Source organism: Dictyobacter arantiisoli (assembly GCF_008326305.1).
Classification (GTDB): domain Bacteria; phylum Chloroflexota; class Ktedonobacteria; order Ktedonobacterales; family Ktedonobacteraceae; genus Dictyobacter; species Dictyobacter arantiisoli.
Genome location: NZ_BIXY01000008.1, coordinates 31,714 through 50,716, shown reverse-complemented (window position 1 = coordinate 50,716; position 19,003 = coordinate 31,714). Strand labels below are relative to the sequence as shown.

Annotated in this window: 1 protein-coding gene; it reads right to left on the bottom strand. The window is 50.8% G+C overall.

Features of this window, described 5'->3' with window-relative positions; translation table 11 throughout:
* Positions 1 to 165 precede the first annotated feature (165 nt).
* Complete coding sequence (locus F1593_RS04285) at positions 166 to 18,930, bottom strand: non-ribosomal peptide synthase/polyketide synthase (RefSeq protein ID WP_149400314.1); 18,765 nt, start codon at positions 18,928 to 18,930, stop codon at positions 166 to 168.
* Positions 18,931 to 19,003 lie beyond the last annotated feature (73 nt).

The following is a 19,003-nucleotide window of genomic DNA, read 5'->3' as shown; positions in this document are numbered from 1 at the left end:
CATCGAATCTCCTTCTCAAAGACTAATCGAGGCTCTCTCTCCTTCCGGGGGATTGAGAGGAGGGAGAGTTTGCGAGAATTGTCATGCCCCCGGCATGCCTGCCATCGCGCTCCGCCATGGGCTGCCGCCCCTGCACCCCGCTTTCACCCGCAAGGACGGAGATCCCTAATCGATTCTGGCAGTAATGGTTTTTGGCTTAATGCCTTTAAACTTCTTGCGGGCGGACTGAGCACGCTGCTTTTGCTCTTGCTCTTGCTGCTCCCGCTCTTCGAGCGTGAACATTTCCAGCGTGGAGATTGGAGCATCGGCATTATGCAGAATACTCAATACCAGAACGTTAAAGTGTTCAGCCAGACGCTGAATCGTCGTGGCATCAAACAAATCGGTATTATAGGTGAGGAGGCCATGTAAGCCACTTTCAGCTGGCGTTATCTGTAAAATGACATCTAGCTTGGCGTTCGTGGTTTCCGGCTTCATGACAGATACATTGATATCCGTCAATGTCTGAGCCCCGCTGGCAGGTAGGTTTTGTAGTAAGAATTTTACCTGGAAGAAGGGGGCAAGATTGGTACCTCGGTCGGGTCGAATTTCTTCTACCAACTTTTCAAAGGGCAGATCTTGATGTACATACGCTTGCAGGCACCTATTCCTGTTCTGCCGTAACAGTTCACGGAACGTGGGCTCACCGGATAGGTCTGCACGCAGCACCAGTTGATTGATAAAGAAACCAATCAGATCCTCCATTTCAGCATGAGTACGTCCCGCAACATCGGTGCCCAGTACAATGTCATCCTGCTGGCTATAGCGCTGCAAGACAATCTGGAACACACTCAGCAAGGCCATGAACAGGGTCGCTCCCTCTTGCTGACTGAGCAGGTGTAAAGCGTCCGCGACAGCAGGAGGCAGGAGAAATTGATGAGTGGCGCCGTTATTGGTTGGCACGGTCGGGCGCGTACGATCAAGCGGCAAGAGTAAGGGTGTAAAGCCGCTTAGTTGCTGCTTCCAATAATCCAGATGATAGTTGAGCAGATCCCCATGCAACCAGGTGCGTTCCCATAACGCGACATCGCCATACTGCACAGGAAGGTTAGCAAGCGGTGAGGGCTTGCCATTGCTGAATGCGTTATAGAGCACACTCAACTCACGCAGTAGCACACCCATTGACCAGCCATCTGAAACAATATGATGCATACTGAGCAGGAGGGCAAACTCTGTTTCAGGATCACTACAATGCACCAGGGTGGCGCGGAAGAGTGGCCCTGTGGACAAATCAAATGGTCGTTGCGCATCTTCCAGTGCCAACTGTCGCATCAGAGCATCTCGAACAGTGACTTGCAACTCGCTGATATTCACCTGCCGAACCTGGAAGATATCGGCGGGATGAACGATCTGCACAGGTTGCTCATCCTGTACCACAAAACTTGTGCGCAAGATTTCATGGCGGCGGACAATCTCCTGCAGGCTACGAACCAGAGCCTCAGTATTCAATTCACCATTCAGACGTAGAGCAAGCGGAATAGTATAAGCAGGATTACCAGGCTCCATTTGATCAATAAACCAGAGCCTCTGCTGCGCAAATGAGAGCGGAATAGCCTGATCACGTGACATCGGCACCAACGCTGGCGTCGCCACATGCTGATTTTCTCGTTGGAGTTGCGCGATTTTCACCGCCATGCCAGCAACCGTAGGCGCCTCAAAAAGACTTTTGAGCAGAATCTCGATCTGGAATTCAGCACGAACACGCGAGATCAGCCGTGTCGCCAACAATGAATGTCCACCCAACTCAAAGAAGTTATCATGCACATTTATATGCTTCAATGAAAGCACGTCGCGCCAGATCTGGATCAACAACTCTTCCAGAGGACTGGGCGCAAACGCGTTCTGTTCATTATCGCTGGTATGCTGTTCCTCGGGTGCTGGGAGTGCCCGGCGATCGATTTTACCATTGCTGGTCAACGGCATGATCGGTAACACAACAAAGGCCGTTGGCACCATGTAATCTGGCAAGAATTGGCGCAAGAATTGTTTGAGTTCATCGACCGTGGGAGCAGTCGCTTCATTTGTACAGATAATATAAGCGACCAGGCGTTGCTGCATCGGTACATCCTCACGAACCAGCACCACATTTTCCCGAATTGCCACATGTTGCTGGAGCGCCGCCTCAATCTCACCCAGTTCGATACGGAAGCCACGAACTTTCACCTGATAATCGACACGTCCAACAAATTCAACGTTCCCATCCGCCAGGAAACGCGCCAGATCGCCAGTCCGATACATCCGGTCACCAGGAATACCACTGAATGGATCAGGGATAAACGTATCAGCAGTCCGTTGTGGGTCCAGCAGATAGCCACGACCCACACCAGTGCCACTGATATACAATTGTGCCGCAACTCCCAGTGGAACCGGCTGAAAGCCTTCATCCAGGATATAGAGGCTGGTGTTAGCCAGGGCTTTCCCGATAGGCATAACGCTGACATGCGCTGCGGGTGGCTCCTCAATGATCAGATGGGTCACATCATCCGAACACTCGGTTGGTCCATACGCGTTGATCAATGGAAGGTTACTGTTCTGACACCAGCGGCGGCAGAGATCGGCTGGCAATGCTTCCCCGGTTGCCACTAACCAGCGTAGGCTGCGCAATTGAGCATTCAGGCGCTGCACCGGGATGCTTTCAAGCATGGCGCGCAACAGTGAAGGAACAACCTCAAGGATTGAGATGTGATGCTGCGCCACCGCCATCGCCAGATTCTCAGGATCATGTGCGATCTCATCAGGCAGAATGTAGACCTGTGAACCACTGAGCAGACCAGCGAAGATCTGCCAGACCGAGATATCGAAGCAGTGAGAAGCAGTCTGAGCAATGCAATCGTATTCCGTAATATCAAGCTCTTCAATCTTAATGAAGAGATGGTTGAGCATACCTTTTTGGGTAACCATCACCCCTTTGGGCTTGCCCGTTGAGCCCGAGGTATAAATGACATATGCCAGGCGCTGATTATCCGCATCATCGGGAAGCTCAACCGTACTCTCCTGCGCGAAGTCCTGCCAGTTCGGATTAAGGCAAAGCGTCGGGATCGTACTAATAGGCAACTGATCTCGCAAGTGTGCATAAGTCAGCAGTACCCGCGGCTGTGCATCCTGGAGAATGGTTTCCAGACGGCCTTTCGGTGTGGCTAAATCAAAGGGAAGATACGCTCCTCCAGCCTGAAAGATTGCCAGCATTCCAATAACCATCTCGATTGAACGCGGCATATACAGTCCAACCAGCACATCAGGACCGACACCCAGCGTGCGTAAACGATGCGCAAGCTGGGTCGCACGTTCCTGCAACTGTCCATAGGTCAGGCGCGTCTGCCCACAAATCAGTGCGATAGTCGTTGGGTAACGCCTGGCATGGTTTGCTATCAACTGATGAAGTGAGATATCTAACGGATAAGGAACCTGCGTCTGGTTAAGCACACCCACAATCTGCTCAACTTCAGTACTGGTGAGCAGAGGAAGTTCTGCCACCACCGCCTCTGGCTTTGCCAGAATACCTTCGAGGATTGTTTGCAGGTGTTGCAACACACCTTCAGCTATCTCATTTGAGAAAGTATTGCGGTTATAGCTCAGCTGGAACATCATTTGTTGATGCGGGAGCACCTCTAGCATCAAAGGATAATTTGTCTGCTCGACCGTGTGATTGAATTGAATGTGTAGCTGTTGCTGGTTATCAGCACTCTCATTGAAGCTCGTATCCACCGGATAATTCTCAAAGACGAAGAGGCTTTCAAACAGACTTGTCGCACGTGGAATCTCGCTCCAACCCTGCACACTTACCAACGGGCTATAGTCATATGGACCAATCTCTCCTTGATACTGCTGCAACTGCTGCAAGACCTCGCGAACAGCGGTTGTGCCTGAGAAGCGAGCGCGCACCGGCAGGGTGTTGATAAAGAGGCCAACCATGCGTTCAATATCAGGGACCGCCGCAGCGCGACCGGCAACAGTGGCACCAAAGACAACATCTGACTCGCCACTATAGCGGCTCAACAGAATCGCCCAGGCCCCCTGAACCAGCGTATTGAGCGTTACCTGCTGCTGCCGCCCCAGACTCTGTAATCCCTGTGTCACCTCCTCAGAAAGGTGCAGCTGACATTTCCCATAACGCACTTCCTGAACTGCGGGCTGCGCCTTCTCAATCGCGATCGAAGTAGGAGCCACAAAGCCACGCAGCTTCTCACGCCAGAAAGCTTCCGCAGCCGTCATATCCTGCTGCTGCAACCAGAGAATGTAATCCTGATACGAACGAACCCGTCCCAGCACAGGTGGTCGCTGCTGATCAACGGCCTGATAGTATTCAAAAAGATCCGTTAAGAGCAATGGAATACTCCAACCATCCAGTAAAAGATGATGATAGGTCCAGACTACCTGATAGCGCTCAGGAGCACATTGACAGAGAAGCAAGCGAAGCAACGGTGCCTGTGAAAGTGTAAATCCCTGGAAACGATCAGCCTTTAGATACTCAGCTAATTGCGCCTGCTGCTCATCAGTTGAGTGGGCCTGCCAATCAACACAAACGACCGGCACCGTTGCCGTATGGGCCACCACCTGTAGCGGTTCTTGCAAGCCATCCCAGATAAAACCGGTACGCAGAATAGCATGCCGCTCACTCACTTGTTGCCAGGCCTGCACAAAGGCATCAACGTTAAGTGATCCTTCAATGGTAAAGCAGGTCTGAATAATATGGTCCCCACCAACCGGCTCATAGACACTATGGAACAGAAGACCTTGTTGCAAGGGCGAGAGAGGATAGACAGACTCCACATTGCGATTATTGCCCAGGAAACGATCAATCTGGTTCTGCGTCAGATGGGCCAGCGGGAAGTCAGATGGTGTATAGCCACTATTCTGTAGATCCTGACATAAAACAATGAGTTGCCGAATGCGCTGCATGAAGTTAGTAGCCAGGCGCTCAATCGTCTCGGCCTCATGCAGAGCGGAACAATACGACCAATCAACAGCGAAGCTACCATCCACAATACTGGCGGTCACATCAATAAGGTGTGCACGCAGATTATGCTCGCCTTGAGACCTACCACTGGACTCAGAGGCCGCCGCGAACATCCCATCAGTCTGTATAACCTGATCAAATTGGCCCAGATAGTTAAAACTAATCTGTGCACCTGGTAGCGTACGCAACTGCTCTAAGGCCACCTGTTGATCGACAGACAGCCTCACATCCGGCTGATACAGATAGCGTAACGCTCCATACCCAATACCTGAGCGGGGCACCTGACGCAGCTGCTCTTTAATGAGCTTCAAAGCAGTCAGGGGCTGTGTCGCCCCTTGAGCACGCAGGTCTAGCAGAAGTGGATATAAGCTGGTAAACCAACCAACCGTACGCGATAGATCCATGCCTGGCTGTAGATACTCACGACCATGGCTCTCCAGATGAACGAAAAGGGCACGCTTTCCGCTCCAGGGTAACAGGGTCAACGCCAGAGCAGTTAACAGCACATCATTCATCTGTGTATGGAAGGCTGGTGGCACATCCTGTAGCAGCGCCCTGGTCTCTTCCTTGTTCAGGGCATACTGTGCATGTGCAACCGACGCAATAGTGTTAGCGCCGTTGTCATGATCGATTGGCAAGCGATGGAACTCATGGTCGGTCTGCGCCAACCAGTAAGGAAGTTGTTTAATCACCTCATCTGATTGGGTATAACTCTGTAATTGTTCCGACCAGTGCTGAAATGCTGTTGTTTTAGCGGGCAGTTGCACAGCTTTATTTTGTGCTAATTGATGATATGCCCCCTGTAGATCTTCCAGCAGGATACGCCAGGAGACACCATCCACCAGCAAATGATGAATAACCAGTAAGAGGCGCGCTGGCTGCCCGGTACCAGGATTGAACCAGACCGCCTTCCAGACCGGACCCTGGAACAGATTAAGGGAGGCCTGAGCATTCTGGGCTTGCAGTTCAATCACGTGCTGCAATTCCTCACCGTTATATTGAGACACATCTATTTTTTCACAGAGAGGAGGTTCAATTGCCTCAGGTTCGGCGATGAACTGCACCCAGTGCCCATTGCGATACTCCACACGCGTTCGCAAGCCATCGTGGTGGATTGCCAGATGTGCCAGTGCTTGCTGCAACAGATCTACCTGGATATCCGATCGCACATTGAGCAAGAAGGCCTGGTTCCAATGATTGGGTTCGACCAATTGCTGCTCAAAGAACCAATGCTGGATCGATGTCAGCGCCACATTGCCACTGATCGGTCCCTGCTCAATCTCGTTAACAGAGATACTACCGCTACTCGCCACAACCGTAGCAAGTCCAGCAATAGTCTGATACTCAAAGATATCTCTCGGAGTGAGTTGCAAACCCAGTTCACGTGCGCGTGAAACGATTTGCAAGCTCAGGATAGAATCACCACCGATCTCAAAGAAATTATCATCCATACTGATTGGCCGCTCGGTACTTAATACCTGAGTCCAGAGTTGCCACAATATTTCTTCTTCCTGGTTGCGTGGGGCAATGATATTTCGAACAAGACGCTCCTGATGCTGATCAGGAGTGGGCAAGGCTTTGCGATCAACCTTGCCATTTGGTGTCAGCGGCAAAGCCTCCAGGGTCAAGAAAAATGACGGGATCATATATGCTGGCAAGGATTCCTGAAGATAGCAGCGTAACGCATCAGTATCATCAGTACCAACGATATAAGCCAGGATACGTTTGATACCGTTTGGCTCTTCATGTACCGTGACCACCACATCTTTTACATCCCGATGGCGCTGCAAGCGACTCTCAATCTCGCCCAGTTCGATGCGGAAACCACGTATTTTCACCTGATGGTCCACACGTCCAATGAAGTCGAGGTCGCCATCGGCGCGATAGCGAACCACGTCACCAGTACGATACATGCGGGCCCCTGGTTGTGAACTGAAAGGATTAGGGATAAAGCGTTCAGCCGTAAGCTCGCCGCGCCCGTAGTAGCCACGCGCCAGGCCTTCTCCACTCAAGTAGAGTTCGCCATGTACACCCAGTGGGACAGGCTGCAAATATGCATCCAGCACATAAACCTGTGTTCCACTCAGCGGGCGACCGATCGTCAGATATGTAGAAGTAATCTGCGCAAAGGTTGAATACGTCGTATACTCTGAAGGGCCATACAGATTATAAATGTGCTGGATAGCAGTAGTTTGTTCCAACTGCTGTACCACACTTATTGGCAGAGCTTCTCCAGCCATATTGATGGTCAGTACACTGGCGGGGAACGCCTTTTGCCGTACCAGCTCTGCCGCCGCCGACGGAACGGTATTGACAAGCGTTACTTGATTCCGATAAGGATGCTCCGCCAATTCCAATGCGTTCTCCGCGAGAATGACAGTGCCTCCTGTGCTCAATGTAACAAAAATCTCAAAGATGGAAAGATCAAAACAGATTGACGTACTTGCCAGCACACCCTGTAGTTCTGCATTCGTAAACGTCTGTCTGGACCATTCAACAAAGCTGGTCGCGCTGGCATGCGTAATCATCACTCCCTTTGGTCGTCCAGTCGAACCTGATGTATAGATCACATAAGCTAGATTCGCCTTTTCAACCTGGACAACCGGAGCTGTGACTGGTTCCTGTGCCCATAACGCACTGTCCCGATCACTACACAGTACAGGCACAGACGGCAGAGCAATATGTGCTTGCAGCGATGTCTGGGTTAGTAAAAGCTCCATCTGAGCATCTACCTGAATGAAATGGAGCCGCTCCACTGGATAATTAGGATCGAGTGGCACATAGGCAGCACCGGCCTTAAGAATTGCCAGCATGCCAACAATCAGCGACACACCCCGTTCCAGACACAGACCAACTTTACTCTCGGTACCGATCCCTTGTCTGCGTAGATAGTGAGCCAACTGATTGGCCTGCCGCTCCAGTTCCTCATAGCTCATACTCTCCGTCACAGACAGCAACGCAGTCTGATGAGGAGTTCTTTGTGCCTGGCTATGAATACCACCGTGTAAGGTGGCAATAGGAACTGTTATCAATTCCGGGCCCTGCCAGCTATTGAACAGATCTTGCTCACGTTGAGTAAGCAAGCGATAGCGTCCAATAGCATGCTGTGGGTCATCGACAATAGCCGTCAGCAACTGTTGGAAATGTTCGCTGAGCCGCTCAATGGTCTCAGGCTTGAACAATTCGGTACTATATTCAAAGGAAGCACTCAGCCCCTGGTTGGTCTCCGCCAGCGTCAAGGAGAGATCAAACTTGGCGGTATGTGTTTCAATATCAACCACACTCATCTCAACATCCGAGATGCGTTCAGCCGAGAAGGGCGCATTCTGCAGGACAAAGAGGACCTGGAAGATCGGCGATGTACTCAGATCACGTGTCGCCTGGACCGCATCGACCATCAGATCAAAAGGCACATCCTGATGCGCATAGGCATCCAGTGTGGTTTCACGTACCGACTGCAGCAGGTTCAGGAACGACCATTCCCAATCCAGTTGTGTCCGTAGCGGTAACGTATTGACAAAGAAACCGATCAACGACTCTAATTCACGCTGAGAACGATGGGCTGAAACAGTTCCGACCACAATATCGTTCTGCTGGCTATAGTGCGCTAACAGCAGCTGGAAAGCCGCTAGCAAGGTCATGAATAACGTCGCTCCCTGCTGACGACTGATCCGATGGAGAGCGACCAGGATCTCTGGCGCGACAACAAACCCCTGTTTCGCACCCTGGCGTGTCATCACCGCCGGACGAGCATAATCAATCGGCAAGTTTAATGGTTCAAGATTGGCAAGCTTATCCTTCCAATAGTGCACCTGCGTTTGCAGACCTTCTTTCTGAAACCAGTTCCGTTGCCAGAGCGCATAATCTGCATACTGCAAGGCCAGTTCAGGCAAAGGAGAAACACCTTGCTGGTTAAAGGCCATATACAGTGCGGTCAACTCCTGCACCAGGATACCAACTGACCAACCATCACTGATAATATGATGCATATTGAGCACCAGAATATGCTCCTGCGGTTCATGAGGTGAGAGTGCAATCAAGAGGGCTCTAAACAAAGGCCCCTGCTCTAAATCAAAGGGACGCTGTAGCTCTCTCTGCATGAATTCCAACGCCTGCTCTTCCACATTCAAATCCTGCTGGGGCAGAATGGTCAATCGAGGAAGGGAAAAACGTTCCACGGGCGCAATACGCTGGACGGGCTGATTATGCGCGGTTGAGAAGGTTGTACGCAGACCTTCATGGCGACGCACAATCTCGGTTAGCGCATCTTCTAGCAGGTCAACCTGTATCGCACCCTTAAGACGAATCACCAATGGCAGCGAGTAGGCCACACTTTCTGAATCCATATGATGCAGGAACCAGAGGCGCTGCTGCTCAAAGGAAAGTGGGATATGCTGTGGACGCTGCTCAACAGGGATCAATGCTGGCACCACCGTGTTCATCTGACTCCGGCGCAACTGCTCAAACACCACCGCCTGCTCAGCAATCGTAGGTGCATCAAAGAGCGTACGCAACGGAATCTCGATCTGGAAGGAGGTACGTAAACGCGAGAGCAGCTGTGAAGCCAGCAGCGAATGTCCACCAATTGAGAAAAAGTTATCCAATACGCTGATATGATCACGTTCAAGGACCTCACTCCAGCACGACAAGACGACTTCCTCATTTATGGTACGCGGTGCCACAAAGGTCAGCGCGAACTCATCGGCAATCGCCAGGGCGAGCAATGCATTACGATCAATTTTGCCATTTGGCATGGTGGGCAGCGTAGGCAAGAAGATGAAATGCGCCGGGACCATGTATTCTGGCAGCGTTTTTTGGGCCAGCTCACGCATATCCTGACTGGTCACCTGCTCTGACTCTACAGCCAGATACGCCACCAACTTCTTATTGTTAGCACTTTCGCCATGAACCAGCACCACATTTTCCCGCACCGCCTCATGCTGATTAAGCACATTCTCGATCTCGCCCAGTTCAATACGGAACCCACGAATCTTCACCTGATCATCAGTACGTCCAAGCATCTTGATCTCGCCGGTAGGCAGATACCGCACCAAATCACCTGTCTTGTACATACGGGCACCAGCTTGCATATTCCAGGGATCAGGAAGAAAGCGCTCCGCAGTCAAAGCTGGCCGATGAAGGTATCCCCGGCTCACACCAGCACCACCAATATACAGTTCGCCAGGTACCCCCACTGGCACAGGCTGCAATGCTGAATCTAGCACATAAGCAAAGGTATTAGCGATCGGCGTGCCAATGGTGATATCTTGCGTATCTACACCACATTTTGAGAGCGTACAAAGCACGGTTGTCTCAGTTGGGCCATATTCATTCACAACCTGGCTCTGTTTCCTCCAATGTTCAAGCAAGTCAACAGACCAGCGGTCGCCCCCGGTAATCACTGTTTTTAGCAGCGGTAGATGAGCATTTGTCAGTGCAAGCAGAATCGATGGCGGGAAACGTCCAAACGTCACTTCGTACTTTTGTATGAGTTCATGCAGAGCCTCACCCGGGATCATCAAATCTTTGGGGACCAGGCAGAGGCGGGCACCACTCGTCAAGCTCGAAAAGATGTCAACAATCGAAACGTCGAAGTTCAGAGACATATATTGCAGGACGCGACTCTCCGAGTTCAGATTATAGATCGGCTTAAGAGCCTGCACGAGATTGCGCAAGTTGCCATGTTCGACCATCACCCCCTTTGGTAATCCAGTCGAACCCGAGGTATAGATGACGTAGGCCAAATGCCATGCTTCCGTGACACATACGGGATTCTCCAAACTATAAGAAGAGATCTCATGCGAGGAGCTATCCAGATTCACAAACGTTGCCTCGGAGAGCAAAGCAGACTTTTCAACTTGTTCCATACTCAGCACCACGGAAACCTGGGAGTCATGGAGCATAAAGGCCAGACGATCAACTGGATAGGATGGATCTAAAGATAGATAGGCCCCCCCGGCTTTTAGGATACCCAGCATCGCAACGAAAAACTCTGGTGAACGCTCAATACTGATACCAACCAGCGTGTCTGGTCCAACCTGATGCTGCACCTGTAAATAGTGCGCGACCTGGTTCGCCTGACGATTCAATTCTTGATAGGTAACAGTCCGATCTTTATAGACGAGAGCTATTCCCTGCGGCTGTAAACTCACTTGCTGCTCAAACAAGCGCTGCACACTCGCTGTGGAAGAGAGTTCAGAGGCAGTATGGTTCCAACTCGCCAACACTGTTTGCTCTTGAGCAGACAAAATGGAGATCCGGTCGATCCGCTGCTCAGGGTCCTGCGCAATACTATCTAACAGGATTTGCCAATGCAGTAAGAAGCGCTGGATCGTTTGTTCAGTGAAAAGATCAGTACTATATTCCAGCACACAATTGAGACTATGATCAATTTCAGCAACTGAAAGGGTCAAATCAAATTTGGAGGTGCATTTTTCGTTCTCAACGGCGGTTACAACCAGATTGTCTGGAATATGTTGGGATGCGATCGCATGTTGATAGACAAACATCACCTGGAACAATGGAGAACGATTCTGCTCACGCTCAGGCTGCAGGACTTCTACCAGTTTCTCAAACGGCAGGTCCTGATGGGCGTAAGCATTGAGCGTTGTCTCGCGCACACGCTGTAACAACTCCAGGAAGCCAGGATTCCCAGTGAGGTCATTGCGCATCACCAGGGTATTGACAAAGAAACCGATCAGGTGCTCAATCTCACTCTGCCCACGATTTGCCACCGGCGTGCCAACACTAATGTCCTGCTGCTGACAATATTTTGAAAGTAAGACCTGGAAAGCTGCGAGCAGCGTCATATAGGTGGTGACCCCGGCCTGCTGACTTATGTTCTGGATGCGCTGATATAACGCCTGGAGCAGCACAGTTTCTTGCCGTCGACCCTGACCAGAAGTGACGAGCGGTCGTGGGAAATCCGTTGGCAGATCCAGTGGCTGGATATTCGCTAACTGCTGCCGCCAATAAGCAAGCTGATTTTCTAGTACCTCACCACGCAACCAGTTGCGCTGCCAGAACGCATAATCCGCATATTGTACAGGCAATTCGGGTAAATGGCAGGTCTTGCCTGCCAGTTTCGCAGTATAGAGTGTAAAGAACTCACGCTCAAACACACCCACCGACCACCCATCCCAAACAATATGGTGGACAGTCATAAAGAAGATATGCTCATCAACAGCAAGCTTAATACAGCCAGCACGCAGCATGGGCCCCGTAGCCAGATTAAAAGGCCGCTGGACCTCCTGTTGGATGGTATCCTGTACAAAAACCGCCTGCTCCTGCTGTGTTTTCTGGCTGATATCCAGAACAGTTAGCGTGAGCTGTCCCTCAAAAGTAATATTCTGCACAGCCTGTCCATTATGTGCGGCAAAAGTTGTCCGTAGACTTTCATGCCGCTGCACAATCGTCTGCAGACTTTCTTCTAACATATTCAGGTGTAAATCGCCCTGGATACGTAGCACGATGGGACTATTATAAGCTGCACTCTCTGGCTCTAATTGATCCAGAAACCAGAGGCGCTGCTGCGCAAAGGAGAGAGGTAGATTTGCGCGCTCATGCACCGGACTAATCACCGATTGCTGATATTTACGGCCCGCTTCCTGAATCCAACGAGCCTGTTCAGCTACAGTCGGATATTCAAACAAACAACGCAGTGGCATATCAACATGCAATACCTGGCGAATACGCGTCAACAAAGTAGTGGCTAAGAGCGAATGACCACCCATTTCAAAAAATGACGTATGGACACTCACACGCTTCACATCCAGCACCTGACACCACAATTCCACCAGAGCCACTTCAATAGGACTGCTTGCCGTCACAAAAGAGTCATCCATCACAGTATAGTGGGGCTCTGGCAAGGCTCGGTAATCCACTTTCCCATTTGGCGTCAATGGCAAGGTATTTAGCACCACAAAGGCAGAAGGAAGCATATATTCAGGGAGATGTTGCGCCAGAAAATCCTTGAGGCCAGCAAGATCACAGACGGTTTCAGGCTTTACCAATAGATAAGCAACAATCTGCTTCTGACCTGCTGGCGTCTGCGCAACAGTAACCACGCTCTCTTCTACAAATGGATATTGCGCTAACACAGCTCTAATCTCACCCGGTTCGATACGGAAACCACGCACCTTGAGCTGATCGTCGAGACGTCCCTGGAACTCTATTTGACCATCGGACAAGAAACGCGCAAGGTCGCCAGTGCGATATAATCGACCAGCAAACTGCTGCTGAGTATAGGGATCAGGCACAAAACATTCAGCCGTTAAATCTGTACGCCCCCGATACCCACGTCCCACGCCAGCACCACCGATATAGAGTTCACCAACTACCCCGATAGGAACTTTCTGTAAGTGTTTATCCAGCACATAGACACTGCTATGTGCCACCGCGCGACCAATGCTCGGCACCCGCAAAATATCTGAACGCTGTTCCTCAACCTTGCCTGCGGTAGCCAGAACCGTAGCTTCCGTGGGACCATAATGATTGACCAGGGTAAACGGCGTATTGGCCTGGGGTCGACGCTGTAACGCATCGCCACCAGTCAACAGGAAGCGCAAAGTACTCTTTTGAGTATCCTGGGCCAGCAACTGTTCTGCCAGAGGAGTTGGCAGGAAACTGATCGTAATCGCCTGCTCCTCCAACCACTGCTGCAACAGCTCTGGTGAAAGGCGCGTCTGTTCATCTGGAATAAACAGGCTTGCACCAGCGGTCAGATACGGCCAGATTTCCCAGACACAGGCATCAAAAGCCACACCAGCCAGTAGCGTTGCTCGATCCCCGGGGGTTAGCATATAGGCTTGCTGATGCCAATGAACAAGATTGAGGAGGTTCTCCTGCGTAATCTGCACACCCTTTGGACGACCAGTGGAACCCGAAGTATAGATAAGATACGCAAGGTTAGCCGGGTCAGAAACGACAAGGGGATTCTCCTGCTCATACCCGGCCAGTTCGGACCACTGCGTATCCAGCCTCCAAACCAGCGCCGTCTGCTCGGACACATTTGGAGCCAGAGCAGCATTTGTCACCACCAGTTGCGCACCAGCATCTTGTACCATATAGGTAATGCGATCAGTTGGATAGGCTGGATCAAGCGGAAGATAGGCTCCCCCGGCCTTCAATATTGCCAGCATAGTCACAAGCATATCAGTAGAACGAGGTAGGCAGACACCGACAACACTCTCCGGACCAACATTGTGGGCACGCAAGAAGTGTGCCAGCTGATTGGCTCGGATATTGAGTTGCGCATACGTCAACTCGGCATCGGCAGCATGCACAGCCAGAGCCTCTGGACGCTGAGCAGCTTGCAGCTCTACATATTCCTGCACTAAGAGCGTTACCGGGAAAGAAGCATTGGCCTCATTCCACCGCTCCAACGTTTCCTGTGTGCTTTGGGACAGGAGAGGCAACCCTTCAATCGGACAATCGGGATTGGCAACAATACCGTTGAGAAGCACCTCGAACTGGGTCACGAACTGCTCAATGGTCGACAGATCGAATAGATCGGTGTTATAAATCAATGTCCCCTGTAAATTGTCAGAGGTCTCCCACATATGGAGTTCCAGATCGACCTTGGTGGTCGCTTCCAGCGTATTGACGGCACTGAGCAACAGGCCAGGCAGCTTGAGTTCCGCATCAGGTGTGTTCTGGAGGCTAAAGCTCACCTGGAAGAGAGGATTAACACTGAGATTACGGTCAGGTTGCAGTTCCTCAACTATCTTTTCAAACGGCAGATCCTGATGAGTAAAAGCCCGTAGAGCCGTCTCACGCACCTGTGCCAACAGATGAGTAAAGGTAGGATTACCAGCCAGATTACCGCGCAAGACCAGCATATTGACAAAGAAGCCAATCAGCCCTTCAATCTCTGCGCGATTACGGTTCGCAATCGGTGATCCCACACTGATATCCTCCTGTCCACTATAGCGGGCCAGTAGGACCTGTAATGCCGTTAGTAGAGTCATAAAAAGGGTTGTGCCAGATTTACGACTCAGAGACTGCAACTTCTCTTGCAATTCGCCTGTAAAGGTAAAAGGGAAATGGCGCGCATAGCCGCTTGGCAATGCAGGCCGAGGCCGATCCGTCGGCAAATTCAGCGTTTCAGCATTCTGTAGTTGTTGCTTCCAATAATTGAGGTGAGCTTCTAACACCCCACCCTGCAAAGTTGCTTGTTGCCAGGCTGCAAAGTCGGCATATTGAATCGGAAGCTCCGGCAGTTCAGCCTGCCCCCCCTGGATGTGCGCCGTGTACAAATTTGACAACTCAAACAAGAAGATAGCATTAGACCAGGCATCAGAAACAATGTGATGCATGGTCAGGACCAGAATGTGCTCTTCAGCAGCCAATTGAAATAATTGGACGCGTAATAAAGGCCCCTTCACAAGATCAAATGGTTGATTGACACATTCATGGATCAAACGCGCCAGAGTTTCATCTTGTTCACTGCTCTGGTCCACAGTTGCATCCAGCACAGTGATGACAGGAAGATGTATAGATAGCGTCTCATGAATAATCTGTGCAGCCTTACCAGCGACTATGTCAAAGGTTGTGCGCAGGCTCTCATGGCGGCGAATAATCTCATTCAAACTGGATTCAAGAGCAGATATCTGCAATGTGCCGGTCAGGCGGAGGGCAATTTGCTTGTTATAGGCAATAGTGCCGGGATCTAACTGGTCAAGGAACCAGAGACGCTGCTGAGCGAACGAGAGCGGAAGCACCTGATTACGTGGAAACACTGGAATCGCAGTCGTTGAGCTCATTTCCTGCGCACCATTTGTCTGTACTATCAAATTATTCACACGTTGAGCAAGGCCGGCCACGGTTGGCTCTTCAAACAGCTTCAGGATAGGGATCTCGACTCCCATCACTGTACGCATACGTGAGATAATTTGCGTTGCGAGCAGCGAATGGCCACCCAGAGTAAAAAAGTTATCAAAAACGCCAACGCGTTTGACATGTAAGACCTCAGACCAGATATCCGCCAATTGCTCTTCCACCGAATTACGAGGAGCCATATAAAGATCAGTAACAACCGATACGACTTCTTCAGGCTCGGGCAAACGACGGCGATCAATTTTACCATTTGGTGTCAGTGGTAGCGAGGGCAGAATGACAATAGAGGTAGGCACCATATAAGCAGGCAATTGCGTCTTTACAAAGGAGACGAGCGCTGAAGATTCCAGGTCAGAGGCATGCTTAAGGACCACATAGGCGACCAGACGCTGCTCCCCTGGAAAATCTTCGCGCACTACAACGACACTTTCCAGTACTTGCTCATGCGCACGCAACGCCAGCTCAATCTCACCCAGCTCTACACGATAGCCGCGAATTTTCACCTGCGAGTCAGCACGCCCGAGAAATTCAACCATCCCATCATTCCCGTAGCGCGCCAGATCACCAGTACGATAAAAACGCTGTGGCGCTTGCTGTGCCCAACTCAATTCCACAAATTTTGTGGCCGTCAACTCGGGTTGATTCAAATACCCCTGAGCGACACCCGCACCTGCAATATACAGCTCGCCAGTCACCCCAACCGGGACCAGTTGTCCACCAGTATTCACAATCGCCACATTTGTATTATTCAATGGAAGACCCAGAGGCAGCACAGATTTCTCGGTCTGTTTCCAGCCATCCTGGACAGGTCCCAGCACATTGACCAGTACTCCAATGGTTGTTTCGGTCGGGCCATAGTGATTAATCACATCACAGGTAGCGCCACATTCGGCCAGACATGCGAGCAACGTGCCAGTTAAAGGCTCGCCACCCAGGATCAATTGTTTACGTGGCAGTATTTCCAGCCCAGCAGTACTTGCAGAAAGGAGTGCATGTACATGTGATGGAACGATTTTCAGGACGTCAATGGGATTATTCCGCACATACTGAGACCAGAGTTGAGCGGACGTTACCGTCTCATAATCCAGAATATGGAGGCAGCCACCGGAGACAAGTGAGCCAAAGATCACTGTGTTCCCGAGGTCGGCAGCTAGCGTTGAAACTGTCGCAAACTGCCAACCGGGTTGCCAATTCAATCGCTGCTGCAAGGACTGAATATAATTGCTCACGCTCTGGTGCTGGATCAGCACACCTTTGGGCGTACCGGTCGAACCCGATGTGTAGATAACATAGGCAAGGTCGGTAGGATTGAGTGCAACGTGCAGGTTTTCCGAAACGCTGGCGTTCAGGCCAGGCTGATAAGCCTCAACGGGTAGAATATCCGCCTGAAAATCAACGAATAGATCCTGGGAAGACAACTCAGTGACAATCACCTTCACAGCAGTATCATTTATTTGAAAGGCCAGGCGCTGCGCGGGTAACTGAGGATCCAGGGCAACATACGCACCGCCCGCCTTCAAAATTGCCAGCAAACCGACCAGCGTCTCCAGTGAGCGTGACGCATACAAACCCACCAGGACATTAGGAGCAACTCCACGCTTTTGTAAGTCACTAGCGAGGCAATTTGCCCAGGCATTTACCTCCCCATAGGTCAAAGTTCCATGCTTGCTGGTCAGCGCAGGCCACGCTGGATGAAGTTTTACCTGCTCCTCAAACAGATCAATGAGTGTCCGATTTCCTTCATCGGTACGCGGACCACTGAACTGCTGAAGCATCTTCAATTCTTCCTGTGGTGAGAGCAGGGCCAGTTGCTGAACCTCAACATCTTGTTGGGTCAGGGCATTATGCAAGAGTGTCAGAAATGATAAAGCCAATTGCTCCACATGCTGAACAGTATATGCATTGACATCAAAATGGAATTTCAATTGCACAGCGAACTGCTGCTCAACAACCTCTAATTTCAGTACAAACGGCTCTGAATGACTGGCAATACTATCAATCAGCTCAAAATCTTGCACATTCTGGACACGTGGGAGATAAGCAAAATGGGTGGGGAAGGTTACCCGTTGTCCATCTCTGTTCAGCCTATCCCATGAAAAATACAGTTGTCGCTGCTCCACTTCAACCGCAGTCAGCGCCACCTGTCGGATGAGTTGAGAAAAGGTAGAGGTAGGATCAACAAATGTCGTGAAGGGAAGTACGCGTGTATACAATCCAAGCGCACCTTGTAGCTCTTCATAACTGCGTCCTGTATAGGCCACGCCTGTCACCAACTCTTCCTGGCTGGTCAGACGTGCCAGGAAAAACTGCCAGCCAGCAAGTAAAATATTTTCCGTCGTTACATCCAGGTGCCGCGCAATTGCCTGTAATTCAGTATACAGAGCAGGAGGAAACGGAAGCGCATAAGCCTGAGGAGAAAAAGATGAATTGGATTGTGTTTGAGCGGAGCGGCGAGCAGGTAAATTGAACGTTTCAAGCGCAGAAAGCTGGACATGCTGCCAAAAGGAGCAAGCATCCTCAGCCTCATCCTCCTCAAACAATTCGTTCTGCCAGGCGGCAACATCCGCATATTGCAACGGCTCCTCCGCAGAAGTATCATTTTCGGCCACGCACGCCTGATATTCCCGAGCCAGTTCAGCAGTAAAGACGTGCAAGCTAGCGGCATCTGCACAGAGAGCCGGGATACTCACCACAAGATAGAATATAGCCGTCTCGACAAAATGGAAAAGATGTATCGAAAGCAGCGGTCCCTGTTCCAGGTCTATCGGCTGCTGAAGAGCTGGAAGCAAGCACTGAATATACGCCTGCTGTGCAGACACCTCAACTGGCTCTCTAATCTCCGTTTGCTGCCAACAGAACCTGGAATCTCCCACGATCTGCATAGGAAAATCCATCCCAGGCAGAGAGCGAAAGACTGTATGTAAGATTTCATGTCGCTCAATAAGCTGTTGTAGCGCACGTCGCAACCGGGGAAGCTGAAGTGAGCCAGGTAACGAAATCAGACCTTGCACCAAATAAGCATTCTGGTTCTCCTGAGAGAAAGGCCAGAGACGTGTTTGCTGCAAGGAGAGGCGCGAACCTCGTACTGATACTTCCATAATACCAATCCATTCCTTTGCTTTTCAATCAGAATGAGTAAATAATGCATAAAACAACAACTATTTCTCATGC

What these genes read in the sequence shown, in the direction of transcription:
- F1593_RS04285 (WP_149400314.1), bottom strand. Translation starts at nt 18,930, where the DNA reads ATGGAAGTATCAGTACGAGGTTCGCGCCTCTCCTTGCAGCAAACACGT.